Origin of the sequence: Geobacter metallireducens GS-15 (assembly GCF_000012925.1) — a bacterium.
GTDB lineage: Bacteria > Desulfobacterota > Desulfuromonadia > Geobacterales > Geobacteraceae > Geobacter > Geobacter metallireducens.
Window position 1 is genome coordinate 732,305 of sequence record NC_007517.1, and the last position, 26,105, is coordinate 758,409.

The window sequence follows — 26,105 nt, forward strand, 5'->3', positions numbered from 1 at the left end:
AAATGTCCTCTTTTGCCGTGTTACACGGAAACGTTCATCACGCTACCAGTTCTCCCCCAGGAGCTCGAAGTGGTCCTTGGGGTGGACGCAGGCAGGGCACTGCTCCGGGGCGCCGGTGGCGGTGTGGAGGTAGCCGCAGTTGCGGCAGCGCCAGACAACTTCGGCCTCACGGGTGAAGACCCGCTTGGCCTCGACGTTGGCCAGGAGGTCCCGGTAGCGCTTCTCGTGCTGCTTTTCCGCCACGGAGATGGCCCGCCAGGCCGCCGCGATGGCGGGGAACCCTTCCTCCTGGGCCACCTGGGCGAAGCCCGGATAGAGAACGGTGTGCTCCTCGTGCTCACCCGTGGCTGCGGCCAGGAGGTTCTCGGCCGTGGTGCCGATTCTGCCGGCCGGGAAGCAGGCGGTTATCTCCAGGTCGCCCCCTTCCAGGAACTTGAAGAAGCGCTTGGCGTGCTCCTTCTCCTGGTTGGCGGTCTCCTCGAAGATGTCGGCGATCTGCACATACCCTTCTTTTTTTGCCGCGGCGGCAAAGTAGGTGTAGCGGTTGCGGGCCTGGCTCTCGCCGGCAAAGGATTTCAGGAGGTTCTGCTCGGTTTTGGTTCCCTTGACGCTGCTCATCTGGTGATCTCCTTCATGGTGTTTTGTTGAGCGGGCACTGTGGCCGGATGCTCCATCAGTCAATCAGGGTGAAGCGGTCCTTCGGCACCTGGCAGACCGGGCACTTGTCCGGTGCAAAGTCATAGACGGTGTTGCCGCAGATCTCACAGACGTAAACCTTGCGGGCCGGCAGGTCGCCGTCGTTCATGACTGCTGCTAAAGCCTTCTGGTACAGATCGTGGTGAACCTCCTCGACCGCCAGGGCGTTGCGGAAGGAGATTTCCGCCACACGGTTCCCTTCTGTCTTGGCCTCTTCCAGGTAGGGGGGATACATGGTCTGGAACTCGAACCCTTCTCCCTCTATGGCTTCCTTCAGATTTTCCACGGTTTCCCTTATCCCTCCCATGGCGCGCAGGTGGGCATGGGCATGGACGGTTTCGGCATGGGCGGCGGCCCGGAACAGTTTCGCCACCTGGGGGAAGCCGTCCACCTCGGCCTGTTTGGCGAACGCCAGATACTTGCGGTTGGCCTGGCTTTCGCCGGCAAAGGCATTTGCGAGGTTTTCCTTTGTGGACATGTAATACCTCCCTGTCTGCAATAATGTAGCGTTCTGTGAAACATTTTAATATCAGCATTTCCTTTCCGTGTCAAAAGCATAGAGTGGACCCCCTCTGCGCTCCTGCCCGGACGATTACGAGCTGGCCACTGCTGCATAAAATGTGTGCATAATTGGCCGGAAGAAAGAATGGTGGGATCTGATTTTTTAGATAAATCAGGGTGTTGGCTGAGGATGGCGTCCTTGGCACGTCACCTGCTAACAGTGATTCAACACGGAAGATGTATCCCGACGGTTTTCAGGCAAAGGCGCCGACCATTCCCCCCCCCGGAATGGCGGCGCCTTTTTTCTTTGTGCATTCGAGGTTGCCATGGCCAAACCAGACTACTACGACGTATCCGAATGCGAAACCCACGAAAAAGGTGCCCCCAAGTTCTGCAAGAAATCGGAGCCGGGGGAGGGGGCCGAGCGCTCCTGTGCCTACGACGGCGCCCGGGTGGTGCTCATGCCGATCACCGATGTGATCCATCTGGTGCACGGCCCCATCGCCTGCGCCGGCAATTCCTGGGACAACCGGGGGGCCCGCTCCTCGGACTCCCAGCTCTACCGCCGGGGTTTCACAACCGAGATGCTGGAGAACGACGTGGTTTTCGGTGGCGAGAAGAAGCTCTACCGGGCCATCCTGGAGCTGGCCGAGCGCTACGAAGGCCAGGCGAAGGCCATGTTCGTCTACGCCACCTGCGTCACCGCCATGACCGGCGACGACGTGGAGGCGGTCTGCGCCGCGGCCGGCAAGAAGGTCGCCATCCCCCTCATCCCCGTCAACACCCCCGGTTTCATCGGCGACAAGAACATCGGCAACCGCTTGGCCGGCGAGGTGCTCTTCAAGCATGTCATCGGCACCGCCGAGCCGCCGGTTCTGGGGGAGTATCCGATAAATCTCATTGGCGAGTACAACATTGCCGGCGACCTCTGGGGGATGCTGCCGCTCTTTGAGCGCCTCGGCATCCAGGTCCTCTCCTGCTTCAGCGGCGACGCCACCTTCGAGGAACTCCGCTACGCCCACCGGGCAAAGCTCAATATTATCATCTGCTCCAAGAGCCTCACCAACCTCGCCAGGAAGATGCAGAAGAACTACGGCATGCCCTATCTGGAGGAGTCCTTCTACGGCATGACCGACACGGCCAAAGCCCTGCGGGACATCGCCCGGGAGCTGGACGACGCCGTGGGGGGGCTGGAGAAGCGGATCATGCAGGACCGGGTGGAGAAGCTACTGGAGGAGGAAGAGGCGACGTGCCGCGAGCGCCTTGCCCCCTATCGGGCGCGGCTGGAGGGGAAGCGGTCGGTCCTCTTCACCGGCGGGGTCAAGACCTGGTCCATGGTGAACGCCCTGCGGGAGCTGGGGGTGGAGATCCTGGCCGCCGGCACCCAGAACTCCACCCTGGAGGACTTCTACCGGATGAAGGCCCTCATGCACCAGGATGCCCGGATCATCGAGGACACCTCCAGCGCCGGGCTCCTCCAGGTCATGTACGACAAGATGCCGGATCTCATTGTAGCCGGGGGGAAGACCAAGTTCCTGGCCCTTAAGACCAAGACCCCCTTCCTGGATATCAACCACGGCCGCTCCCACCCCTACGCCGGGTACGAGGGGATGGTGACCTTTGCGAAGCAGCTGGACCTCACGGTCAACAACCCCATCTGGCCGGTGCTGAACGCCAAGGCGCCCTGGGAGAAGACGGAGGAAGAGTTGACGGCCGCGGTGGCGCTTGCCGCCGGTCACGCCCGAGCCTGCCTGGATGAGGATCTGAAGGATTCCACGGTGAAGGTGCCGGCCAAGAACGCCACGGTGAACCCCCAGAAGAACTCCCCGGCCCTTGGCGCGACCCTGGCCTATCTCGGCATCGACCAGATGCTGGCCCTTCTCCATGGCGCCCAGGGATGCTCCACCTTCATCCGGCTGCAGCTCTCGCGCCATTTCAAGGAGCCCGTCGCCCTGAACTCCACCGCCATGAGCGAGGACACCGCCATCTTCGGCGGGTGGGAGAACCTGAAAAAGGGGCTGAAAAAGGTGATCGAGAAGTTCAGCCCGGAGGTGGTGGGGGTCATGACCTCGGGGCTCACCGAGACCATGGGGGATGATGTCCGGAGCGCCATCGTCCACTTTCGGCAGGAGTACCCCGAGCACGACGGGGTCCCCGTCGTTTGGGCTTCGACCCCTGACTACTGCGGCTCGCTGCAGGAGGGGTACGCGGCAACGGTGGAGGCCATCGTGAGGAGCGTCCCCGAGCCGGGGGAGACGATCCCGGGCCAGGTGACGGTCCTGCCCGGTGCCCACCTGACCCCGGCCGACGTGGAGGAGGTGCGGGAGCTCTGCGAGGCCTTCGGGCTCGACCCCATCATCGTCCCCGACATCGCCAACGCCCTGGATGGCCACATCGACGAGACAGTGTCGCCGCTTTCAACCGGCGGGGTTTCCATGGCCCGGATCAGGCAGGCGGGGCAAAGCGCGGCGACCCTCTTCATCGGCGATTCCCTGGCCAAGGCTGCCGAGGCCATGACGGAGCGGTGCGGCATGCCCAGCTATGGCTTCACCTCCCTCACGGGGCTTGCCCAGGTGGACCGCTTCATGGAGACCCTCGCGGCCATCGCGGGGCGGCCGATCCCCGAGAAGTTCCGCCGCTGGCGGAGCCGCCTCATGGACGCCATGGTGGACAGCCACTACCAGTTCGGCCTCAAGAAAGTCACGGTGGCCCTGGAGGGAGACAACCTGAAAACGCTGGTGAACTTCCTGGCGGGGATGGGGTGCGAGATACAGGCGGCCATCGCGGCGACACGGGTCCGGGGGCTCGACGGGCTGCCGGCTAGGGATATCTTCGTGGGGGATCTGGAGGACCTGGAAACGGCGGCTAGGGGAAGCGACCTGATCGTGGCCAACTCCAATGGCCGTCAGGCCGCGGCAAAGCTGGGGATCAAGGCCCACCTGCGGGCGGGGCTTCCGGTCTTCGATCGCCTTGGCGCCCACCAGAAGATGTGGGTGGGGTACCGGGGGACCATGAACCTTCTGTTCGAGACGGCGAACCTGTTCCAGGCCAACGCGGGAGAGGGGCAGAAGCTGGCGCATAACTGAAAAGCTGTAATAACACAGAGCGACAGAGCAACGGAGAAAACCTCAATAACTGAATTTAGACGTCTTCAGGAGGAAATTGCGTTTTTCTCTGTTGCTCAGTTGCTTGTATGTTTCAGTAACCGGTTATATGTTCTCCAGAATTGGACACGACAGCTTGGTCGTTGCTTGGGCCAATTGAGCCCGTCACAGAGCGTAATGCGTCGTGTCCATCTTTCCTCAACCCGAACGGTTGCTTGGGCCGAAACGAGCCCGAATTTTCGCAAGAAAGGGACTGGAGAGAATATGGAACCCAATGATGCAGTTGTTGGAGTCGACGTTAGTAAAGAGCATCTTGATGTCTACCTCATGCCAACTGGTGACCAGAAAAGGGTGACTAACGATGATGCCGGTTGTGCTGAGCTGACGACGTGGCTCATTACGAACGCCCCTTGTCGGATTGTTCTCGAAGCCACCGGCGGCTTGGAGATGCTAGCTGTCAGCACCTTATCAGCAGCGGGTCTGCCAGTGGTCGTGGTTAATCCTCGGCAGGTCAGAAACTTTGCCAAAGCATGCGGGCTGCTGGCGAAGACCGATATTCTTGATGCCAAGATCATTGCCCGATTTGCCCAAGCCATCAAGCCTGAAATCAGGCCGCTCAAGGACGAGACAAGCCAAAATCTAGCAGCACTGCTGGCCCGCCGCCGGCAGTTGGTCGAGATGCTTGTGGCGGAAAAAAATCGCGTGATTTCCGCTGCACCTACGGTCCGCAAAGGCATCATGACCCATATTGCCTGGCTGACACAGCAGATCGATGACGTTGATAAAGACATCTCAACTCTTATTCAGTCCAGCGAATCCTGGAAGGCAAAAGAAGAAATCCTTACCAGTGTCAAGGGCATCGGCCCTGTGACTGCGGCCACCATACTGGCAGCACTTCCGGAGTTGGGGACCATTTCCCGACAGCAGCTTGGCGCTCTGGTCGGAGTATGCCCCTATAATCGGGACAGTGGCAAATTCCGTGGAAAGCGCGCAATCTCCGGTGGCAGAGCAACCGTGCGTTCTGTCCTGTACATGGCAACATTGTGTGCCGCCAGGTTTAACCCGGTTATAAAAGCCTTCTATCAACGCCTTACAAGCGCCGGAAAACTTCACAAAGTCGCGATCACCGCTTGCATGCGAAAACTACTCACCATCCTCAATGCCATGGTGAAAAACAACCAGAAGTGGGATCACTCGAAATTCACTCCACTTCTGCACTAATTTGTTGACTGAGAACACGGTTGCTCTGTGTTTCAAGAAAGGGGTTATCCATGAAAGTCGCATTCACAAGTACCACCGGCGAGATGATCGACGAGCACTTCGGCATGGCCAAGAATTTCCATATCTGGGAGATCGGGCCGGAGGCCTCATCATTTCTGGAGACGGTCACCATCGGCGCCCACGGCGATGACGAGGAGGACAAGATCGCGGCCCGGGCCGCCGCCCTCAGGGAGTGCGCCATCGTCTACACCATGGCCATCGGCGGGCCGGCGGCTGCCAAGCTCGTGGCCCTGAAGATCCATCCCATGAAGACCAACTCCCCCGTGAGCCTCCCCGAAACGGTCAACCGGCTTCAGGAGGTGTTGAAGGGGAACCCTCCACCGTGGCTGCGCAAGGCCATGAACAAAGGGGAGGAAACTTCGTTCGAGGAATAACCGTAGGGGCGCTGCTTGCCGCGCCCTGTCATATCAATGGGCGCGGCAAGCAGCGCCCCTACACAACCATAATGGAGGAAGCACCATGGCCTACATCACCGGATTGAGAAGAAACAAGAGCGAGTACACCCCCCAGTTCGTCGTTTCCGTCGACGAGGAGACCTGCATCGGCTGCGCCCGCTGTTTCAAGGTCTGCGCCCACGACGTGCTCACCTTCGAGGAGGTGGACGAGGACGATTCGGCCAAGATGTTCATGAAGGTCACGAATCCCGGCAACTGTATCGGCTGCCAGGCCTGCGGGCGGACCTGTTCGAAGAAGTGCTTCAGCTTCGAGCCGGTAGTTATCTGATCGGAAAATGGAGGTTTCCCATGCTCATTGCCGTAGCATCCAAGGATGGAAGGGAGATCAATCAGCACTTCGGCCATGCGGAGCGGTTCCTCATCTATGAGGTGGAGGGAGACGACGCGAAGCTGGTGGACGAGAAGAAGGTGGAGCGCTACTGCTCCTACGATGTGGACCACCCCCTGCGGAGCCACATCCTTGAGGCCATTGCCTGCGCCCTTGCCGGCTGCCGGGCCGTGGTCTGCGCCCAGATCGGCCAGGCTCCCCAGATGGCGATGGAGCGGCTTGGTATTGACGCCTATGTGGCCGATGGCCTTATCAAACCGACCCTGGTGGAGATAGCCAGGGTCCTGTAGGGGCGGAATTCACAACGAGGTGATGACCCATGCACAACTCGGGATTCAATCTCTGCAACCTGCCGCCGTGGGTCATCGCCTCCCGCCACTTCAACGACAACCCTCACCCCCTGGAGGTCCAGGGAGTCCGCCTCGCCAACCGCTTCCTCTTCGAGCGGCTTGACGCCATTGCTTCGCCCGATGAGCGGGGCACCGTCTTCAACGACTACATGTCGGTGAAATTCCAGCTCCACCTCTGGCAGGAGCAGGCAACGCCATCGGCCCGCAAGAGCCTCAAAAACAGCTACCTCCGCTATCTCCGGGGCTGGATGATGGATTCAAATTCCGTGGAGGGGGCCGTCCTCAAGGGGTGGGTCGAGAGCCGCATGGGGATCGTCCCCTCGTTCCACAAAGCCCGCATCACCGGTATCCACACCGAATCCTACTACGGCTACGTGGTGGACCGCACCGCCGGCAGCAAGCGGACCAGCGCCATCAACTCCCAGCTGGACATCCTCTACGAGTTCTGTCAGTACGAACTGGCCCGCCGCTTTCCCGGCGAACTGTGGGTGACTCTCTATCGGGGGACCTTTGCGGCTGACGACTACGACGTGGTGGAAGAGCTCGGCAGGCGGGAGAAAATCATCCGCTTCAACAATCTCGTCTCCTTCACTTCCCATGAGGAGCGGGCCTGGGAGTTCGGTTCCACGGTCTGGGAGATCCGGGCGCCCTTGTCCAAGGTCTTTTTCTTCGACGATCTCCTCCCTGGCAGCATCCTCAAGGGGGAGGGGGAGTACCTGGTCATCGGCGGCGAGTACCGGGTGCGGAGGGTCATGTGTACGGTGTGAGGAGGGGAGAGTGAAGGCTCTCCCCTATGAATTCCTGCTGATTACATCCTCAATCTGCTGTTCCACGCCGCGCCCCTGTCCGTCCTCCATAACCGCCAAGAGGAACAGACAGCGTCCGCTGCTGGATTCCTGCCACTGGTACCCTATCTGAACCTTCTCTCGCGAATCATCGTTGGTCTTGTAAGGCTCGCCCTTGTACTCAACCGTCAGCACGCGGCCATCAGTTAGCTCACACACAAAATCCGGGTAAAAATAATCAGTTGCGGTTGGCAGCCAGAAGGAGAACCGCTCCTCCCTCTCCACGTTGCGCACCCACTGTTTCACCGCCGGATGCCGGTCAATGGCCCGGGCGCAGAGAAATTCCTCCGATGGCGTCCCATCCGCCCGCTTCTCGCGGAGGTCGTGAATCACGGGATAGTAATGCTTCCTGAACCGGTAGCGTCCCGAATAGTAGGGGGGGCGGGCCGGATAGTGGGTCGGGTGAAAGGTGAAGGCGTATTTGAAGCTGTCTTCCAGTCTCGGAGCAGACATGAAGCCGGGGAGGGATCGCTGAAAACCCGTGGCGACGGCCTTTCCCCGGCGCCACTCGATTTCCCGGCGGATTGCCTCCGCCAGGGGGTACTTGGCCCGGAGCAGCGCGGTCAGGGAGAAGCCGCGATCCGCCTGAAGGTGACGAGTCAGCGCCAGTAGCCATTTGATGAGGGTCGGCTGTCCCACGTCGATCTGGCGGCATTCGCGGTCGAGCCAACGCACCAGATCGTTTTCGGTGGCATGGGGGGCAACCTCGTTCAGGTGGAGTTGTTCGCTGTCCGTTTCCCCGTACACCACCCGCCCGCCATCAACGTCAATCTCAAAGGCCGCGCCCCGCTCCACGAGGGAAAATCTCGCCAGGCACACCGGCTCGGCAAAGAGATCGAACTCGCCCAATTCGGAGAGGAGCCGTTTTTCAACTGGCTGAAGCTCACCGTCCCAGTCAAGGCAGAGCTGCGGCAGCGGGGCGAACCTCTCCCCACGTGCCGATGGCGCTGTCAGGGCCGCCCGCCGCACCCGCTCGGTGTCGATGGCGTCCTTCACCCCCTGGCGGTGCCGGGCGTTGCAGGCCGTCAGCAGAAATTCCTCAACCTCTTCCGACAGTTCACCCCGCACAATCGCCGTTGCGCCGGAAGTTGTCGGCCGTATTTCAACGGACTCCTTCAACTCCTCGGGCACCGGCAGCGTCGGCGCGGCGGGGAGTGAAATAACCGCTTCCGCCGGTCGCGGGCGGGTATATTCGCCCGACTCCGGCAGAGGGAGAACGTCTTGCGCCGGCGCGATGGCTTGGGCAGCTTCGTAAGACTCGAACCCCATGTTGTTCACCAGCCGGTCGGCCAGTTGATCCGCAACCCGTGCGAAGCCCTGCGCCACGATGTGCGCGTAGGCCTTGGCCAGCTCTGTCTGGTGGCGGGGCCGGGCATGGGGCATCCGCAGCACGCGGCCCAGAAGCTGCTCCACATCCTTGGCGCTTCTGGCGTCCTGTAGGCTGCACAGCACATAGGCAAAGGGGCAATCCCACCCCTCCTTCAGCGCCTCAACGGTAATCACGTAGCGGATCGGGCAGAGGGGGTCCGCCAGCACGATTCCGTCCAGCTCCTTCTGGTCGCCGGTCGCCACGGCAATCTGCCGGCGGTCCAGCTTTTCGCCGTCGGGGCTCGTCAGGTGCTCCAGCAGCCTCTCCACTGTAACCTCGCCGTTCTTCGGCTCGGCCTGGAACAGCAGCACCGGGCGGATATAGTCCGGCTCCCCGGCTGCCAGCTTCTCCAGCCGGTCGCGGGTCAGGATGGCGTCGCGCACGGCATCCTTCCAGCCGGTCGGGTGCTCCATCAGCACGATGGGGAGCTTTATCATGTCTTCCCGCTGCAGGGCGCTCGCCCCCACGTGATAGAGCACGTTGCTGCTTGCGGCGGGGGTGGCGGTCAGCTCGATGACGCAGGCCGGGTGCAGGTTTTTCAGCGTGCGGAATGCCTGGTCGGTCCGGTTGTTATGGGCCTCGTCCACCACCACGATGGGGCGGTTGAGGGTCAGCCAGTTGGCCAGCGACGCCTTCACCCGACCCAGGTCCGTTGCCGTCAGGTAGGGCTGGGCGGCAATGTCCGCTTCGGTCACCCGGTCGAGCCGCGCCTCTTGCCGGGGGGTGAGCCCCTGAAAATGGCGGGAGAAATTCTCGTCGAAGGAATAAACGGTGCGCTGGGTTTTTTCCTTTACGTTGAAGGACTGGATCGTCGCCACCACAATAATGGCCGACTGCCCCACCTCCTGGGGGCCCACCGTGGCCAGGTCGTCCAGGGCGCATACACGCACCCGTTCGCCGAAATAGCTCGTCAGGGCTTCGCGGCAGGGGTTGCGCGGCGTGGAGAGGGCCGCAAGGGTCTGGCTGCGGATGGCGTCGGAGGGGACCAGCCACAACGCCACTGGCGCATCGGTATCCGCCAGGGTCTTGCCGATTCGCGCCACCGCGTGGGCCGCCAGAAACGTCTTGCCCCCGCCGGTAGGGATGCGCACGCAGACGGCCGGGGTTTCACCCAGGGTTTCGGCGTTGTAGGCTGCCTGCCGTGCTTGTCCCTGCTTCTCCTGCACCGGTGCGCAGTGCCGCCACGCCTCGGCCAGGCCCGACATGCGCAGTTGACGGAAAAACCCGTCAAGGGCCGTAAGGGCATTTTCCTGATAATCCTTAAGTTTGAACATGGTTAGCGCGCCTTGATATCGTAAGGGATTTGTTTGAACGTGATGCCTGCCTCGCGCAGCCGGGCTTCCCCCAGCCGGGTGGTTTCACCGTAGATCACCCGGGGGCCGTGGTGGGGATAGGCCTCGTCCAGATGGGCCAGCACGGCCGAGGTGAGCACGTTGCCCCCCTGGGGCCGCCGGTCGCCGAGGATACCGTTGTAGAGGAGATACCAAGCCGTGCCCCCATGGGTGCCGAGCAGCGGGGTGGTGAAGGTCTGCCGCGCCGGTTCCCCCGTCTCGAAATGCCAGAGATAGGCGGCCAGGGCCGGGAAACGGACCGCTGGGTGGATGCCGCCGTCGGCGTCGAACACCGGCTCCCCGAGGGAGTGGAAGCGGAAGCCGCCCCCCCCCTGCCAGTCCACCGCCTTGGAAATTCCCCCTGGCTCTCCGCCGATGACCTTTTCCAGGCGCGGCAGGCAGTGGGTCACGGCGTGCTCCCCCATTTCGATACCGATCCAGCGGCGGCCCATCTTGTGGGCCACGGCGGCGGTGGTGCCGGAGCCGAGGAAGGAGTCGAGGACGAGGTCGCCGGGGTTAGTGGCGATGTGTATGATGCGTTGAAGCAATGCTTCAGGCTTTGGTGTTTCAAAAGCTGCCTTTTCACCAAATAGTTTCTCTATTTCAGAGCTAGCATGCTGATTTAACCCTGTATCGCTCCATATAGAGGGGGTAGTCATCCCCTGCTTTGCTTCATCCAAAAAGAGCTTGCGCATAGGAGTCTTGGCGGTCCCGTTTACTCCCCAATATAGGCGTTTTTCAGCTTGAAGGCGTTCCATCTCTTCTTTGCTATGCCGCCAGCATGTACCTTGACGAGGCCAAACTTCTTCAGCGGTGTAAGGGTTTTTAATAGGGTAAAATAGGCTAGTTACAAACCGTCCACCCTTGCCGTTAGCTGTTGTGTCTATCTTGCGGAAAGGTCCTCGCTCATCCGGTCCATCGGGTTCTTTGAATACATCATATTGCGAGTTTGCTTTTTCCGTACGTGGCATAAGGTTGAACGCCTCTTCAGCTAACGTCTTTTTGCTGTTACCGCTTTTCCCCTTGCCCCAAACAAGAATATGCTCATGGATTGCTCCGATTTTTCGATCGTTTGGTGGGCCATCTCGTTTTTGCCACGAGACGTCAATTATAAAATTTAGTCTTCCAAAAATCTCATCGACAATGACCTTGATGTAATGTGCTTCGTTGTCATCACACGAAATCCATAAACTACCATCTTCCTTCAGCAGTTCCCGCAGCAGCACCAACCGGGGATACATCATCGACAGCCACTGGGAATGCTCCAGCTTGTCGTCGTAGTGGGCAAAGGCCGACTGGGTGTTGTAGGGGGGGTCGATATAGATGCACTTCACCCGTCCCCGGTAAAAGGGGAGCAGGGCCTTGAGGGCCTTGAGGTTGTCTCCCTGAATGAGAAGGTTGTCGGCCCCCGCGTCTCCGTGGGCCGTCCGGAATTGCAGCAGGTGATAGGGAACGTCGGCGGTGCTGCTCACCGCCTGGGTCTTGTTGACCCAGTCAAGAAAGGGCATGGGTGGTATCCTTGTTGATTTGTGTACAAAAAACGGCGTCGGTGGCCGAGGCGGAACGTTACCGCGTCAATCTCTCCAGCAGAATATCCTCAAGGTTACGGCGGGAATCGAAGAGGGCCAGCACGAGTACCTCCCCCTCGCCGATCCGGTACATGAGCCGCCACGGGGGAATAATCAGTTCACGGTAGGTCGGGATGCCGTGGGCCAGCAGCTCCGGCACCACCCTCCCCCGGTGCGGCGTTGACGACAGGGTGGCGGCCCCGTCGCGCAGCTTCGCTAGGATGCGAAGCGCCGCGTCAATGCTGTCCTGGGCAATGTAGTCGATAATCGCCTCAAGGTCCTGTTCGGCGGTCCTTGCCCAGTGAACGGCGTATCTACGGGGCATCGGAATCGCCCTTCGCGCCGTTTCTCAGCTTTCTTTCCAGCCGGGCAAAGATTTCATCCTGCTCGCTGACGCGGCCAGCGCGCACGTCTTCCTCCCCTTGAGCCACCAGTTTAAGCAGGCCGATTGCGGCCCGCATCTGCTCGTAGGATTCGGGGTCCTGGAGCACGGCCCGGGCCTCGCCATTCTGGGTGATGATGACTGGACGATGGGTTTCGTTGACCTGGGCCAGCAGGTCTGCGGCCCGGGACTTCAGGTAGGTGACGGGACGAATGTCTTCGTTGATTTTCATGGGCGGCCTCCGGTCCGTAAAAGGTACCACAGGTGGTCCGGCTGGGCAACGGCGTTGACGGCGGGTGCATAAAAAAGGCCCCGACTCGGCAGCGTCGGGGCCTTTGTATCATCAAGAGGCGGAGCTCGTATCCACCGTCACCTGCTTCACCGCCATATCAACCACGGGGAGGGGGGGGACTGCCTTGAGGCCGTACGTCTGCTCCAGGTTGATGTCCTTGGGCACGGCGGCCAGGAGTGCTTCGGCCACCTTCTGGTCGGCCTGGCGGAACCGGAGCTTGGCTTCGATGGTGACCTTCTTCAGGCCTGCCGGGAAGTGCAACCCGTAGTATGTCTCCCGGTACCCCTTGGGCGGAATGGTGTCGTGTTTGGAGAAACTGACAAGACTCCATGGGTCGACGGTGAAGTGGAAGTCTTTGGTCATGCCGTCGGAGGCGAAGTTGCGGGCGACTTCGGAAAGTGATCCATCGGGGTTGAGGGTGCCGCTCGTCATGACCACCTTGCCGTTCTCGTCCTTGGCGGTGATCTCCAGCCACATCTGACGCACGTTGGTGAGAGACGTGGGGAGGTTGTGTCCGGCCCGGATGTTCTTTACCCGCACCTTCAGTTCGTCGAGCTTCCCGTTGTGATAGATGGGGAATAGTTCCAGGTCCGCCGCGGATTTCAGCCGCTCCACGGCCATCTCGTACTGGTTCATCATGCTCTTGGCCAGTTCCTCGTCCCCTGCCTTTTTGGCGGCGCCGGAGGCCAGATAGGTGAGGAGGTAGTTGGCACCGCTGAAGTAGTGCTTGTACTCTTTGCGCTCGGGCTTCACGAACTGGTCGGCGGTCCGCTTGAAGGTCTGGACGTCGACCATGTGGCAGTCCTGGCACATGATCCCCTTCTGGGCGTAGGGGCCGGCAATCCACTCGTTGTACGTGGCCTCGATGGGGAAGTGGTCATCGTAGTGGTAGACCTGGTGGCAGGAGGCGCAGAGGTTCGCCTGGAGGTGGAGAGGGGATTCTTCGCACTGGTGGAACCCTCCGCCGCACTCCTTGTGGTTGGGGATGGGGCCGCGCTTGATGAGGGCCTGGCCGCTGGTTGTCTCCACGCCGGGGGTCATGATGAAGGAACCGTTCTCGGCGACCCGCGCCGGTGTCTGCTGGTGGGTCACACCGCTGATGGAGTGGCAGACATCGCAGGAAACGCCGGCAAGGGCGATGGCGGAAAGCCCCGCAAGACCCGGTGCCTTGACCTCGCCGGTGACCACGCCGATGGGGGTGTGGCATCCCTCGCACTGCCGTGCGATGTCATGGCCCACGGCCTTGACTGCCTTGTTGAGTTCACCCTGGTAGACCGGATCCTTGAAGGCGAGGCTGTGAACCGAGCCGTTCCACTCCTTGTATTGCTTCTCGTGGCAGCCTCCGCAGACCTCGGGGGCATTGAAGGGGACGGACGACTTGTTCCACTTGATGAGGGACGGATAGTAGGGGTAGAACTCCCGGTCCACGGGGAAGACGGGCGAGGTGGCCTGGGCCGCAACGGCGGCACAGATGATGGCGAAACAGACGAAGAGAGTGGCGGCGAGGCGCGACGTTCGCTTCATGATTGGTTCCTCCTTGACCAAAACCGGTAGTGATTATGCTGCGTTGATTAATCGACGCTTAAGGTGTAACAGCAAAAGCACCTATCGTCAAGGAGGAGGCTACAAAATACCGGTTTATTCGCGAAGGGGCGTTGACAGGGCGATTAGGCGAGTAGAAAGCTCTGCGATTTCGGCCATGGTTTTTCGATCCATTTTCTTTAGCCACCTTTGGGGAATTCCCTCCATCCCGTAGAATGCCCCGGCCACCATGCCGCAGATGGCACCGGTGGTGTCGGCATCCCCCCCCTGGTTCACGGTTCCCACGAGGCATTCCTCGAAGCTGCGTCCCCGGAAGAAATGGTGGAAAACGGTCTGTACGGTGTCGGCCACGTAGCCGGTGGCGAGTCCCCGGTAAGGGGTGAAGGTGAAGGCGGGAAGGTCGGCGACGAGGAGGTCTGCCTCCCGGTGGAGACGGTTCTTGGATGCGCCTCGGAGCGCCAGGTGGACGATGCGCCCGAGGGTGATGCAGGCGGCGTCGGAAAGGGGGTGGTTGTGGGTGATGCGGGCCTGCTCCAGGGCGCAGCGCTGCAGGAGGTCATCGTCGCCGAGGGTGTAGAGGGCCGCCGGGAGCATCCGCATGGCGGCGCCATTGCCGGCGTCCCACTGGTTGAAGGGGGTTTCGAGGCTTCCCTTGAGCATGAAGTTCCGGATGCCCCGGCGACAGGTGTCCCCCACATCCACCGGTTTTGTCCTGAGCCATCCGGCGAACTCTTCGGCGATGCCGCGCAGGGACCATCCGCCAGCGGCAACGATGGCCCGGGCCACGCAGAGAGACATCTCGGTGTCGTCGGTCACCTGGCCCGGTTTGAGCCGCAGCCATCCGCCACCGACGATCTCCCGCAGGACGCCGTACTTGGACCGTATCTCCCCGGCCGTCATGAATTCCACCGGCGCGCCGAGGGCGTCTCCCACCGCCAGCCCGATGAAGGCGGCCCGGGCCCGGGAGCGGATATCGTGATGATCGAGGAGGTGGGGCATGGTGGAAGGTGCTGCAATAAACAAGCCTTGGTGGAACGAGGTGTTGTGGGCGCAAGGTGGCGGGTTGGCGAAGCAGCGGGGGTAACTCCTTGCTCGCGTTGTTGCCTGTTTTTTAATCCACCGTGGAAAAAACGGGCAGAAAAATAATTTTTAGCATGACTAAAAAACCGCTAGATGTAAGGCGTTACAGTCACTTCCTCGGTTAGGGACGATCTGGCACGCTTCATGTTAATGGATAAGCAAAGGCCACACGACGAAGTGTGGAGAGGAAGACAGGCACAGGAGCCCGGCGCGAGAAATCCGCCGGGCTTTTTTTCGTTCAGGCAGCCCATTCGGGCACGGAGGCAGAGATGGCCACATCATGCGACCAGTTGAAGAAGATCCAGGGGCACCCCTGCTTCGGCGGCAACCACCACAAGAACGGCCGGATGCACCTGGCCGTGGCGCCCCGCTGCAACATCAAGTGCGGCTACTGCACCCGCAGGCACGACTGCGCCAACGAGTCCCGCCCCGGCGTCACGAGCCGGCTTATCACTCCCGCCGAGGCCATCGCCAAGGTTCGCGAGGTGATGGCGAGCTCGGTGATGGGGCCCATCATCAAGGTGATCGGCATTGCCGGCCCCGGCGACCCCTTGGCCAACGAAGAGACTTTCGAGACGTTCCGCCTCGTGGGGGAAGAGTTCCCGCATCTCATGAAGTGCATGAGCACCAACGGGCTCCTCCTCCCTGACGCCATCGAGCGGCTCCACCAACTGGACCTCCACAGCCTCACCGTTACCCTCAACGCCCTCGATCCGGCGGTGGGGGCGCGGATTTACGGACACATCAGCTATCAAGGCCAGGTTTTTCGGGGCGTCGAGGCGGCGGAGATCCTGGTGGCCAACCAGCTGGAGGGGATCCGGCGGGCCGTGGGATACGGGATGACGGTGAAGGTGAACACCGTCTACATCCCCGGGGTCAACGAGGAGCAGGTGCCCCTTATCGGAAGAAAAATCAAGGAGCTCGGCGCCTTTGTCATGAATATAATGCCGCTCATACCCCAGGCTGATTTCGCCCATATCAGCCCGCCGCCGCCCGAAGAGCTGGACCGGGTGCGGCAGCGAAACGAGTCGATCATCGGCCAGTTCAAGCACTGCCGCCAGTGCCGGGCCGACGCCGTGGGGCTCATCGGCCGGGATGCCACCGTGACGGAGTCTGGCACTCCGCTTACCGTTGCCGTTTGAGGCTGGCATGAGGATCAGGCCCTTTTATCCCGATGACGTTTCCCTGTTTCTAGCCCTTGCCGCCGCCGAGGGGTGGATCAGCGACCCGTGGGAGTTTGCATTCATCCTCGAAAGCTTTCCCTGTGGTTGCCTCGCCGTGGAGGAAAACGGGCGGCCCGTGGCGTTCGCCACCGCGGTCCGCTACGGCGCGAGCGGGTGGATCGGCAATCTGATCGTGGCGGAGGAGTATCGCGGACGGGGATACGGAACCCTCCTCATGGGCCGAGCCATGGACCAGCTTCTGGACTCCGGAGCCAGGACCGTCTGGCTCACCGCGTCGGCGCAGGGACGTCCCCTTTACGAGAAAATGGGGTTCCGGGAAATGGACGGCGTGGTTCGCTGGTGCGGAACGGCCACGGGGGGGACGCAATGGCACGATGACCCCGTTGCTCCGGACGAATTGGTTCCCCTCGATCGTGCCGGATGGGGTGATGACCGCAGGTGTGTCCTGAGTGCCGTGGCTGCTCGAGGAATAGTGCTGCGGGAGAACGGAGGCTTCCTGGTGACCCAGCCGTGCGGAAGCGGCTTCCAGCTGGGCCCTTGGGCGGCAGAGGGGCGGGGCGTTGCCGGGGAGCTCCTGGGGCGGGCGCTCTCCCGCCTGCAGGGGGGGGCGCAGGTTCTCCTCGACGTGCCGGTCCGCAATGGTGCCGCCGCCTCTGTTCTCGCTCATGCCGGCTTTGCCGCCTGCGGGCGGACGGTCCTCATGTGCGTGGGTGACGAGCCGGCCTATAAGCCGGAAAAGATTTTCGCCCTTGCCACATTGGGGAGCGTGGGGTGAATATAAATTTTATTCACAATAAAAAATATGCCTAAAATTTGAGCAAACTATTCTTGAAATCGAATTTGATTTTTTGATATTATTATCTGCTGCTGAAGATGGAGGCAATGACCCGTTGACTCCGTCTCTAACTTTTGAGCCCTTCACCGGGCGGGAGGATTTTCATGCTCGCCATTGCCTGTATCAAACAGGTGCCGGACACTACCCAGGTAAAGATTGATCCAGTCACCAACACCCTCGTCCGCGAGGGGATCCCGTTCATCGTCAACCCGTACGACACCCATGCCCTGGAGGAGAGCCTCCGGATCAAGGACCGCTTCGGCTTCCGGGCCGTGGCCCTCTCCATGGGTCCACCCAACGCCGAGGCCGCTCTTCGCAAGGCCCTCTCCATGGGGGCCGATGATGCCATTCTCTGCTCCGACCGCTGCTTCGGCGGCGCCGATACCCTCTCCACGAGCAATGTACTCGCCGCTGCCATCAAGCGGATCGCCCAGGAGACCGGGGAAGAGGTGGGGATCGTCTTCTGCGGCAAACAGACTATCGACGGCGACACCGCCCAGGTGGGCCCCGGCATTGCCGTGCGCCTCGGCTTTACCCCGCTGACCCTCGTGGACCGCATCGAGGCACTGGACCCGGTCAACCGACGGATCAAGGTCCGGCGCAAGCTGGAAGGACGCTACGAGGTCGTTGAAGCCTCCCTGCCGGTCATGATAACCGCCGTGCGGGAGCTGAACCGCCCCCGCTACCCCTCCGTTCCCATGCGCCTTGCTGCCGCCGATGCCCAGGTAACGGTCTGGACCAACGAGGTGCTGCGGATGGACGTGAACAGCGTTGGCCTCAAGGGGTCACCCACCTGGGTGAGCCGAATCTTCTCCCCCGAGCGGGACAAGGGGGAGATCATCGGCGACGGCATGGCCGATCCGACGGGAACGGCCCGCCTGCTCATCGACCAGCTGCTGGCGAAGGATCTGCTGGCGGTGTGATGATGTTCGATCGCTGACGCTCGTTGATGTGCTTCGCACGTTCGTGCGGCGAGCGCCGCGTTCGAAACGTTCGAGACGAAGTAAACGAACGAGCGAAGTGATCAAACGCGCGAAGCGCCCGAACAAGAATACGGAGTATTCACCCATGACTGAACCAAAGAAGATAAAGAAGCCCCGGGGCACAGCCCGGCCCATCCCGGGAAAGTGCATCGCCTGCGGCGCCCGGTGCCAGAGCGCCTGCCCCGTGGATGCCATAGAGATGAGCGATGCGGGGGAACCGATCATCCTCTCCGAGAAGTGCATCGGCTGCCTTAAATGCGTGAAGGTCTGCCCCGCCGATGCCCTGGAGATGTTCTTCACCCCCGAGGAACTGAAGATTCTGGAGGAACTGGCCAGGCAGCAGGCCGCCGGAGCGGCCCCCGCTGTCGAGGAAGAGGACGCCGAGGAGGCCGCCCTGGCGCAGATGCTCGCCGCTTACCGGGGGGTCTGGGTCTTTGTGGAGCAGACCGAAGGGGAGCCCGCCAAGGTCTCCTGGGAGCTGATGGGGGTCGGTGCCCAACTGGCCCGGGACATCGGCACCGAACTCTGCGCCATCGTCATCGGCCACGGCGTGGAGCACCTTTGCCGCGAGGCCTTCAGCTACGGCGCCACCAAGGCGTACCTCATGGACCAGGACGTCTTCCGCTTCTACCGCACCGAGCCCTACCTCGACGCCTGCTGCCACCTGATCGACAAATACAAGCCCGAGATTATCCTCATGGGGGCCACCGGCATGGGGCGCGACCTTGCCGGGGCCGTTGCCACGCGGGTCAAGACCGGCCTCACCGCCGACTGCACCGGCCTCGACGTGGACGACAAGCGGAACCTCCGCCAGACCCGCCCCGCCTTCGGTGGCAACATCATGGCCACCATCATGTGCGACAAGTTCCGTCCGCAGATGGCCACGGTCCGCCCCCACGTGATGCCGATGCCCGAACGGATGGAAGGCGCCACCGGCGCGATCGTCCGGGAGCAGATTACCCTCAACGAGGCCGACATCCTCACCAAGGTCATTGAAATCATCAGGGACACGAAGGTAGGGGTCGACATCGCCGGGGCCGAGTTCATCGTTTCCGGCGGGCGCGGCCTGATGGGACCGGAGAACTTCGCCATGCTCCAGGAGTTGGCCGATGAGCTGGGGGGGGTGGTCGGCGCGTCGCGCAGCGCCGTGGACGCCGGCTGGATGCCCCACGACCGCCAGGTCGGGCAGACCGGCAAGACCGTGCGCCCAAAGATCTACATAGCCTGCGGCATCTCCGGCGCCATCCAGCATCTCGTCGGAATGCAGGATTCCGACGTGGTCATCGCCATAAACCGCGACAAGGAGGCCCCCATCTTCCAGGTGGCCACCTATGGCATCGTGGGAGACCTGTTCAAAATCGTCCCGGCCATCACCAGCCAACTGCGGGAACTGAAAGCATCGAAAAGAAAGGGCTGATGGATAAAGGTCAAGGGAGTTCGCTCCATTCTCTTTAACCCCAGGCCCAAAAACTAGCCCTTAGATTGGCACCGAAAGGTTCGCTATGACCATTTTCACTCCACTGTTCCTCATTGCCATCGGCGTCTTCATCTGGCAGTGCGGCAAGAAACTGAGCCTCATTCGTCTCGGCCGGCCCGAGAACCGCTTTGACAATCCGTCGTTGCGGCTCTGGGACATGCTGCTCTACGCCTTCGGCCAGAAGCGGGTGGTGGCCCGCCCCTTCGGGCTCAACCACTTCGTCATCTTCTGGGCTTTCGTCGTGCTCCTCATGGCCAACGGCGCCTTCATCCTGGAAGGACTCATCCCCGGCTTCCGCCTGGCGAACGTCTTGCCGACAGCCCTCTACCACCCGCTGGTCTTCGCCTTTGACATCGTCTCCCTGTTTGCCCTGGCGGCCATCGTCCTCTCCTTTGCCCGGCGGCTCATCTTCAAGCCGGCCTACCTGGACAGCGCCTACGTAAGCGCCAGAAGTTTCGAGGCGTTCCTCATCCTCTCGTTCATCGCCCTGCTGATGATCGCCTCCTTCGGCCTGAACGGCGTCAAGATTGTGGGGGGACTGGAGCCGGCCTCCTTCATGCCGGTTTCCGCCGTTGCCGCCAACATGCTCGCGGGGAGCGGCGCCAGCCTGCCGGCACTGGGGAGCTTCTTCTGGTGGCTGCACGCCACGGTGCTCCTGGCTTTCATCTGTTTCCTCCCCATGAGCAAGCACATGCACATCCTCACCGCCATACCCAACTGCTTCTTCCAGAACCTGGGGAGCACCAGCACCCAGCCCCGCGAGGAATTCGCTGTCGGCAACCGCTATGGGGTGGAGAAAGTCACCGACTTCACCTGGAAGGACCTGTTTGATTCCTTCTCCTGTACCGAGTGCGGCCGGTGTCAGGATGCCTGTCCGGCCAACGCCACCGGCAAGTCCCTCAACCCCCGGCAGGTGGTGCACAGTCTGAAGGCAAACCTGCTGGCCAACGAGCAGGCCCTGAAGGCGGGTGAGCCGCCGCGGGTCCCCCTAATCGGAGCGGAAGGGGAGGGGACCAACACCGAGGAGACCATCTGGGCCTGTACTACCTGCGGCGCCTGCCTTCAGGCCTGTCCCGTCATGATCGAGCACCCCTCGAAGCTGGTCAGCATGCGTCGGCATCTGGTGGAGATGAAGACAACATTCCCCGAAGAGCTCCTGAACCTCTTCGAGAACATGGAGCAGCGCTCAAACCCGTGGGGGATCGCCCCCAGCGAGCGGGCCAAGTGGGCCGCACAGATGGATGTAAAACCCTTCGAGGCAGGGAAGACCGAGTACCTCTTCTATGTGGGGTGCGCCGGCTCCTTCGACTCCCGGAGCAAGCAGGTGACGGTGAACGTGGCAACGATCCTTGACGCGGCAGGCATCTCCTGGGGGATTCTCGGCAAGGACGAGAAGTGCTGCGGCGACAGCCTCCGGCGCCTGGGGAACGAATACGTCTTTGACCGGATGGCCCGGGAGAACGTGGAGATCTTCCGGGAGCGGGGGGTGACCAAGGTCATCGTCCAGTGCCCCCACTGTTTCACCACCCTCAAGAACGACTACCGCCAGTACGGTATCGAGCTGGAAGTGATCCACCATTCCGAGCTGATCCAGCAGCTTCTGGACGCCGGGCGGCTGAAGCTGAACCGCCAGGTGAGCGAGCTGGGGAAGATCATCCTCCACGACTCCTGCTATCTGGGGCGTCACAACGACGTGTACAAGGCACCGCGGCAGGTGGTGGCGAAGGTAACCGGCGCGGTACCGACCGAGTTCGACCGGGCGCGGGAAGAGTCATTCTGCTGCGGCGCCGGCGGCGGCCGGATGTGGATGGAAGAGCAGACCGGCACCCGGATCAACCTGAACCGGGTCACCGAGGCACTTTCGAAGAGTCCCGATACCATCTGCGTTGCCTGCCCCTACTGTATGACCATGTTCGAGGACGGTCTCAAGGATAAGCAGGCCGGCCAGACCAAGGTTCGGGACATAGCCGAGGTGGTTGCCGAGGCGCTGCGTCCGGCGCAGTAGGTCATCTCTGGGTAGATATGAAAAAAGGGAGCTTCCTTCGGGGGGCTCCCTTTTTTGTGTTCGCAAGAGCCGAAAGGTTTGACAGGGATAGGCATCGGCGGCGTTTCGGGGTATAATCCCCCGGAAACAAGCTGGGATTTGCAACGCGACACAGGAAAGGGAGCATAACGTCATGACGCAGGACAAGGACGACCGGAAACGGCCCCAACTCCGGCTGGTGGTGAACAACCCCGAGTTGCGGGGGAGCCGTCCCGCCACCGGTGAGGATGCCAGCATCCCTTTCGAGGTGTTGATCGCGAAGCGCCATGAACTTCGGGCGGATTTTTTCAAGGGTATCGCCCCGCAGCACGTGAAGGCCTACGAGCGGATCGAGCGTCATCTGGAGCGCAGGGGGTGGCTCTACGGCCTCGACCCCCAGCACGGGCGGCTCATGGTGATCCCTGCCGCGACGGCCTGCCCCGAGGTGCTGGAGCATGGGGGCTCTCCCCAGGACGAGTTGCTCCTCTTCGTGGCTGACGATCCCACGGGGCTCGGACTCTGTCTCTGCCTGGAGATAATCCTTCCCTTCTGGAGCGATGACGACGCCGTCATGGAGGAGGCGCTCATCTATGCGCCCATCTACCCGTACGGCTCCCTTTTCCTTGAGGAGAACAGGAACGACGGCTACCTGGACCTCATCTACCGGCTCTCGTTTCCCCTCTATCCCCCGGCCCCCACGGAGCGGCTCCTGGAGAAGCTCTTCGCCGTTGCGCGGTACGAATTGCGGGAGACTCTCATTGGGTTGGACGAGTTTCCCGAGGCGTGAGTTCTGATGTGTCGATGATGTTGTCACCGGTTGCTTGCGGGTAGCGGTTGTCGGTAGCGGAAGCGCGCACCTGTCCCGCCTTCCCTGTTGCAAAGCGTCACGGTGCCTCCAAGCCGGTCCGCAATGCTGCGTATGATTGCCAGTCCGAGACCGCTGCCGGTTTCATTGTTTCCCGTTACCCGATAGAACGGTTCAAACATCCGCTCCTCTTCACCTTCGGGAATCCCCGGCCCGGTATCATCCACCTGGAAAACCACATCTTCCTTGTCGCGGTACAGACTGACATCAACCGTCCCGCCCGGCGGCGTATAGCGCAGCGCATTGTCAACGGCGTTACGCGCCAGCACCAGCAAGTCTTCCGAAGGGGCGATCAGGGTAACCTCCTCGAACCGCTCACAGCCGAAATCAATCCGTTTGCCGGCGGCGAACGGCATGTAATCCTCGATAACCTGCCTGACCAGATGACTGAAGAGCACTTCAACCGGGGGCGCTGCGCAGGATTGGTGCCGCGCCAGGCTCAAAAGCTGTTCCAGCAATTTCCCGGCCCGCTCCAGTCCTGCCTTGAGTTGCATAACCCGCAGTTTTCCCTCTGGAGATGAAATGCCGTGTTCCAGGTTTTCCGCCTGAACGGTGAGGGCCGTGAGGGGGGAGCGCAGCTCATGGGCTGCGTCGGCGATGAAACGGCGCTGCTGCTCGATGGCTGTAGCGAGGCGTTGCATCAGGCCGTTGATGGCGATAACAAAGGGGCGTATCTCCGACGGTACGCCGACCACCGAGACCGCCGCCAGGTTGGTGTCATCCCGCCGGTCCAGTTGATGGGAAAGATGCGTGACTGGCATCAGGGTGTGCCGGATGACCCAGGCTGCCAGAAAAGACAGCGTCGGCACCAGCAGCAGTATCGGGATCAGGGTGAAAAGGGCACTGTCCCGAGCTATCTCATTGCGCACCGCCGTCATCTGTCCCGTCGCAAGCCGCATGCCGGACGGAAGGGTGAAGACGAAGAGGCGCCAGGCGGTTCCGTGGTTGTCCAGGGTTTGGAATCCTTCGGGCAATGTGGTGGGAAGAGGGGGCAGCTTCGGGGGGCGGGGAACGTTCCCCAGGGGAGAGACAACGATTCTGGCGTCGGGATCGTTGTGGTCGATACTTCCCATGGGGCTCATCCACGCATCCGACGTTTGCGCGTGACGCCCCAGCAGCAGAGCCATCTGGCGGAGCTGGTCATCCTGGAGTTCCTGGGCCTCCCGAAACGCCATGAGGTATGAACAGAACCCTGCCGCCAGGCCGCTTGCAATGGTCACCCCGGCAATCCAGAGCGAAAGCCGGCGTCGCAGGGAGCCGTTCACTGGTTGCGATCCACCATCCATCCCATCCCCCGAACATTTCTGATTGACTCGCTCCCCAGTTTCTTGCGTACCGAATGGATCAGGAATTCGACGGCATTGCTCTCCACTTCCTCATTCCAGCCATAGATGCGGGTTTCCAGCTCATCACGGGAAAGGATTGCGCCGGGGCGCACGAGCAGAGCCTGCAGTAGCGAGAACTCACGGGCGGTGAGGCGGCAGCGCCGTTCGCCGCAGACGGCTTCCTTGCTAACCGGGTCAAGGGTAACGACCCCGTTCGTAAGAAGTGGGGCAGCGCTCCCCGTCTGGCGGCGGCTTACGGCCCGGATCCTGGCCAGCAGTTCGCCTACCGCGAACGGCTTGACCAGATAGTCGTCCGCACCCAGATCGAGGCCACGAATCCGGTCATCGAGGGCATCGCGGGCAGTGACGATGAGAACGGCGGCGTTGTTCCCGTCGCCGCGCATCCGTTCCAGCACCCCCAGACCGTCCCGTCCGGGGAGCCCCAGATCGAGGATCACCAGTTGATATTCGCCGGTTTCAACGGCGTCGGAGGCGCTGATGCCGTCACGGACCCAGTCCACGGCATAGGCGGCATCCTTCAACGCTTGTTCCACCGCCTCGCCAATCATCCGGTCATCTTCAACCAACAAAATTCGCATTATCTCTCCGTGCGGAACGCTTGCCGGGCAAACAGAATCATCAACCGGCTTTGGCATCCGTTACGCAAGCTCGGTCAGCGCCAATGTTGTCGGATATACCATACTCCACGTCCCGAGATTGTCACGGGGAAATGCTATCCCTCAATGGTTTCTCTCCGCGGCCCGCTGGGGAAGGGCATACAGACCCAGCAGGATAAAGCTGAAAAGGACCGCCGATGCCGAGTAGCGGTTCAATCCGAAGCCTCCGGCGCTGACCGGCTTGTCGAGCAGATCGCCGACCACCGCCCCGAGGGGGCGCGTCAGGATGAAGGCGGTCCAGAAAAGAGCCGTGCGGGATATGCGGGTCCAGTAGTATGCCGCGACAACCCCTGCCAGCAGGATGGTGAAAACGAGCGCTCCCCCTGTGTAGCCGAGGCCGGCCGTATCCGCGGTCCAGTCTCCCAGGGCGGTGCCAAGGGTTTGGGAAAACATGATGGTTACCCAGTAAAACACCTCTGCCTTCCTTGTCCGCACCGTGTCGACGGAGACGGAGCCCATGCTTCGATACCAGACAAGGAGGGATCCCATGAGAAGGGCAAAGAGAAGCGACGCTCCTCCGGCATAGCCGATACCCAGGGACCGGTCGGCAAAATCGGCCAGGGTGGTCCCCACTGTTGTCGTGGCGATGATGGTGCTCCAATATAAGAAGGGGTGAAAACGGTCAGCGCGTACCTGCGCGGTGACGGCGACGGCAAAGATCGCGGCGAAGATGCCCGTGCCGACCAGATACCCCAGGTTCATGGACATGGATACGGCGTCGCCCCCCGTTTCACCGAGGGTTGTTGCGGCGATCTTGATGATCCAGAAGATGATGGTGACTTGCGGCACTTTGATCAGGAGTTGCCGGGTTGTCTGTTCGGGTGTTGTATTCATGTGACGTATCTCCTCTCGTTGTGTTGATGGAGCGGGTTATTCGTTGAGCCATCCGCCTCGAATCAACGGCTTCGCGAGCAGGTGGTATGCCGCGAACATCGGCCGGTAGCAGACGTCAATCAGCAACCGTTCCCCACGGAGCACCAGCCAGGCGCTCATGACGGCCACCAGGGCGGCTCCGACCATATCAAGCGGGAAATGGACTCCCAGATAGATCCGCGCCCAGGCCACCGGCAGCCCCGCCAAAGCGACGGCAATGCCCGCCGGCCGGAAGTGCTTCCGCATTATCAGGCAAAATGAAACGGACCAGATCAGGGTCAGGTGGTCGCTTGGGAATGAGGAATCCGCCACATGCCTCAAAAAGGTATGCCCCATGTTGACCATGAACGGGCGTGGATGCGGCCAGACAAGGGCAATGACCTGGTTGGCCAGCAGGCCCGCCAAGCCGGCTACCGTTGCCTCCAGCATCGCGATGCGTCGTTGTTCATTCCCCCACAGCCAGCCATATATCAGAAGCAGCGGCACCAGCCAGATGAGCTCATCAGCCAGCCCGCGGGCAAAAGACACCATGAGCGCGTCAGGATGAGCGGGGGCGTTAATCAGAAAAAACAGTCTATGGTTCAATGCTTCCATGGTTACTCCCCAGCCGGGAAATTGTCCTCCCCGGCTGCCGGTTTTTGTCGCGGATCAGTCTTCCTCATTTCGGTCGAGAGCGGTCCCTTGTGCTGCATCGACGGCGACGTCATAGGTTGGGTCCGTATGGTGAGAACGGTAGCAG

24 protein-coding genes are annotated in these 26,105 nt (G+C 61.5%); 12 read left to right on the forward strand and 12 right to left on the reverse strand.

Going from position 1 to position 26,105, the window contains the following annotated elements; genetic code table 11:
* Window positions 1-42: 42 nt before the first annotated feature.
* A complete protein-coding gene (rbr, locus tag GMET_RS03350; RefSeq protein WP_004514275.1) occupies window positions 43-618 on the reverse strand; it encodes a rubrerythrin in 576 nt (191 codons plus the stop codon).
* Between the two features lie 55 nt (window positions 619-673).
* Entirely contained in the window at window positions 674-1,174 is a 501-nt protein-coding gene (locus tag GMET_RS03355) for a rubrerythrin family protein (RefSeq protein WP_004514276.1), read from the reverse strand.
* 349 nt (window positions 1,175-1,523) lie between these two features.
* Between GMET_RS03355 and GMET_RS03360 the strand changes: the two genes are divergently transcribed.
* The 6 genes from GMET_RS03360 to GMET_RS03385 all read left to right on the forward strand — a co-directional run bounded on the left by GMET_RS03360 (window position 1,524) and on the right by GMET_RS03385 (window position 7,482).
* Window positions 1,524-4,283, forward strand: coding sequence for a bifunctional nitrogenase iron-molybdenum cofactor biosynthesis protein NifEN (locus GMET_RS03360; RefSeq protein WP_004514277.1), 2,760 nt, complete (start codon window positions 1,524-1,526; stop codon window positions 4,281-4,283).
* Between the two features lie 282 nt (window positions 4,284-4,565).
* On the forward strand, window positions 4,566-5,522 hold the full coding sequence (locus tag GMET_RS03365) for an IS110-like element ISGme8 family transposase (RefSeq protein ID WP_004513407.1): 957 nt from the start codon (window positions 4,566-4,568) through the stop codon (window positions 5,520-5,522).
* Window positions 5,523-5,572: 50 nt separating this feature from the next.
* Complete coding sequence (gene nifX / locus GMET_RS03370; RefSeq protein WP_004514062.1) at window positions 5,573-5,956, forward strand: nitrogen fixation protein NifX; 384 nt, start codon at window positions 5,573-5,575, stop codon at window positions 5,954-5,956.
* Between the two features lie 85 nt (window positions 5,957-6,041).
* Complete coding sequence (gene fdxB, locus GMET_RS03375; RefSeq protein WP_004514063.1) at window positions 6,042-6,305, forward strand: ferredoxin III, nif-specific; 264 nt, start codon at window positions 6,042-6,044, stop codon at window positions 6,303-6,305.
* Window positions 6,306-6,325: 20 nt separating this feature from the next.
* Window positions 6,326-6,655 carry a NifB/NifX family molybdenum-iron cluster-binding protein gene (locus GMET_RS03380; protein ID WP_004514064.1) on the forward strand — a complete coding sequence of 110 codons (330 nt, stop codon included), beginning with the start codon at window positions 6,326-6,328 and terminating at the stop codon, window positions 6,653-6,655.
* A 29-nt stretch (window positions 6,656-6,684) separates the two neighbouring features.
* The gene (locus GMET_RS03385; protein WP_004514065.1) at window positions 6,685-7,482 is read left to right on the forward strand and encodes an NAD(+)--dinitrogen-reductase ADP-D-ribosyltransferase; all 798 of its coding nucleotides are present in this window, start codon (window positions 6,685-6,687) and stop codon (window positions 7,480-7,482) included.
* A gap of 24 nt (window positions 7,483-7,506) precedes the next feature.
* Here GMET_RS03385 and GMET_RS03390 read toward each other — a convergent pair whose 3' ends face one another.
* The 6 genes from GMET_RS03390 to draG all read right to left on the reverse strand — a co-directional run bounded on the left by GMET_RS03390 (window position 7,507) and on the right by draG (window position 15,043).
* On the reverse strand, window positions 7,507-10,203 hold the full coding sequence (locus tag GMET_RS03390; protein WP_004514066.1) for a DEAD/DEAH box helicase: 2,697 nt from the start codon (window positions 10,201-10,203) through the stop codon (window positions 7,507-7,509).
* Between the two features lie 2 nt (window positions 10,204-10,205).
* Window positions 10,206-11,768: a site-specific DNA-methyltransferase gene (locus GMET_RS03395; RefSeq protein WP_004514067.1), complete on the reverse strand. Its 1,563-nt coding sequence runs from the start codon at window positions 11,766-11,768 to the stop codon at window positions 10,206-10,208.
* 58 nt (window positions 11,769-11,826) lie between these two features.
* The gene (locus GMET_RS03400) at window positions 11,827-12,153 is read right to left on the reverse strand and encodes a type II toxin-antitoxin system RelE/ParE family toxin (RefSeq protein ID WP_004514068.1); all 327 of its coding nucleotides are present in this window, start codon (window positions 12,151-12,153) and stop codon (window positions 11,827-11,829) included.
* Window positions 12,143-12,442, reverse strand: a complete 300-nt coding sequence (locus tag GMET_RS03405) for a type II toxin-antitoxin system Phd/YefM family antitoxin (protein WP_004514069.1) — start codon at window positions 12,440-12,442, stop codon at window positions 12,143-12,145. The genes GMET_RS03400 and GMET_RS03405 overlap by 11 nt, the downstream gene beginning before the upstream one ends.
* 111 nt (window positions 12,443-12,553) lie before the next feature.
* Window positions 12,554-14,026 (reverse strand): cytochrome c family protein, encoded by a 1,473-nt coding sequence (locus GMET_RS03410; protein WP_004514070.1) that lies wholly within the window; start codon window positions 14,024-14,026, stop codon window positions 12,554-12,556.
* 114 nt (window positions 14,027-14,140) lie between these two features.
* Entirely contained in the window at window positions 14,141-15,043 is a 903-nt protein-coding gene (gene draG, locus GMET_RS03415) for an ADP-ribosyl-[dinitrogen reductase] hydrolase (RefSeq protein ID WP_004514071.1), read from the reverse strand.
* A 350-nt stretch (window positions 15,044-15,393) separates the two neighbouring features.
* Between draG and GMET_RS03420 the strand changes: the two genes are divergently transcribed.
* The 6 genes from GMET_RS03420 to GMET_RS03445 all read left to right on the forward strand — a co-directional run bounded on the left by GMET_RS03420 (window position 15,394) and on the right by GMET_RS03445 (window position 22,413).
* Complete coding sequence (locus GMET_RS03420) at window positions 15,394-16,266, forward strand: radical SAM protein (RefSeq protein WP_004514072.1); 873 nt, start codon at window positions 15,394-15,396, stop codon at window positions 16,264-16,266.
* A 7-nt stretch (window positions 16,267-16,273) separates the two neighbouring features.
* Complete coding sequence (locus GMET_RS03425; RefSeq protein ID WP_004514073.1) at window positions 16,274-17,083, forward strand: GNAT family N-acetyltransferase; 810 nt, start codon at window positions 16,274-16,276, stop codon at window positions 17,081-17,083.
* A 164-nt stretch (window positions 17,084-17,247) separates the two neighbouring features.
* A complete protein-coding gene (locus GMET_RS03430; RefSeq protein WP_004514074.1) occupies window positions 17,248-18,066 on the forward strand; it encodes an electron transfer flavoprotein subunit beta/FixA family protein in 819 nt (272 codons plus the stop codon).
* Window positions 18,067-18,211: 145 nt separating this feature from the next.
* Window positions 18,212-19,543: an electron transfer flavoprotein subunit alpha gene (locus GMET_RS03435; RefSeq protein ID WP_004514075.1), complete on the forward strand. Its 1,332-nt coding sequence runs from the start codon at window positions 18,212-18,214 to the stop codon at window positions 19,541-19,543.
* 85 nt (window positions 19,544-19,628) lie between these two features.
* Window positions 19,629-21,608 carry a heterodisulfide reductase-related iron-sulfur binding cluster gene (locus tag GMET_RS03440; RefSeq protein WP_004514076.1) on the forward strand — a complete coding sequence of 660 codons (1,980 nt, stop codon included), beginning with the start codon at window positions 19,629-19,631 and terminating at the stop codon, window positions 21,606-21,608.
* A gap of 172 nt (window positions 21,609-21,780) precedes the next feature.
* Complete coding sequence (locus GMET_RS03445; protein ID WP_004514077.1) at window positions 21,781-22,413, forward strand: hypothetical protein; 633 nt, start codon at window positions 21,781-21,783, stop codon at window positions 22,411-22,413.
* 23 nt (window positions 22,414-22,436) lie between these two features.
* Here the strand turns inward: GMET_RS03445 and GMET_RS03450 are convergent, their stop codons facing one another.
* The 4 genes from GMET_RS03450 to GMET_RS03465 form a co-directional block, all read right to left on the reverse strand.
* On the reverse strand, window positions 22,437-23,777 hold the full coding sequence (locus GMET_RS03450) for an ATP-binding protein (protein ID WP_004514078.1): 1,341 nt from the start codon (window positions 23,775-23,777) through the stop codon (window positions 22,437-22,439).
* The gene (locus GMET_RS03455) at window positions 23,753-24,415 is read right to left on the reverse strand and encodes a response regulator (protein WP_004514079.1); all 663 of its coding nucleotides are present in this window, start codon (window positions 24,413-24,415) and stop codon (window positions 23,753-23,755) included. The genes GMET_RS03450 and GMET_RS03455 overlap by 25 nt, the downstream gene beginning before the upstream one ends.
* A gap of 141 nt (window positions 24,416-24,556) precedes the next feature.
* Window positions 24,557-25,327: a COG4705 family protein gene (locus GMET_RS03460; protein WP_004514080.1), complete on the reverse strand. Its 771-nt coding sequence runs from the start codon at window positions 25,325-25,327 to the stop codon at window positions 24,557-24,559.
* Window positions 25,328-25,363: 36 nt separating this feature from the next.
* Window positions 25,364-25,960: an undecaprenyl-diphosphatase gene (locus tag GMET_RS03465; RefSeq protein WP_004514081.1), complete on the reverse strand. Its 597-nt coding sequence runs from the start codon at window positions 25,958-25,960 to the stop codon at window positions 25,364-25,366.
* Window positions 25,961-26,105 lie beyond the last annotated feature (145 nt).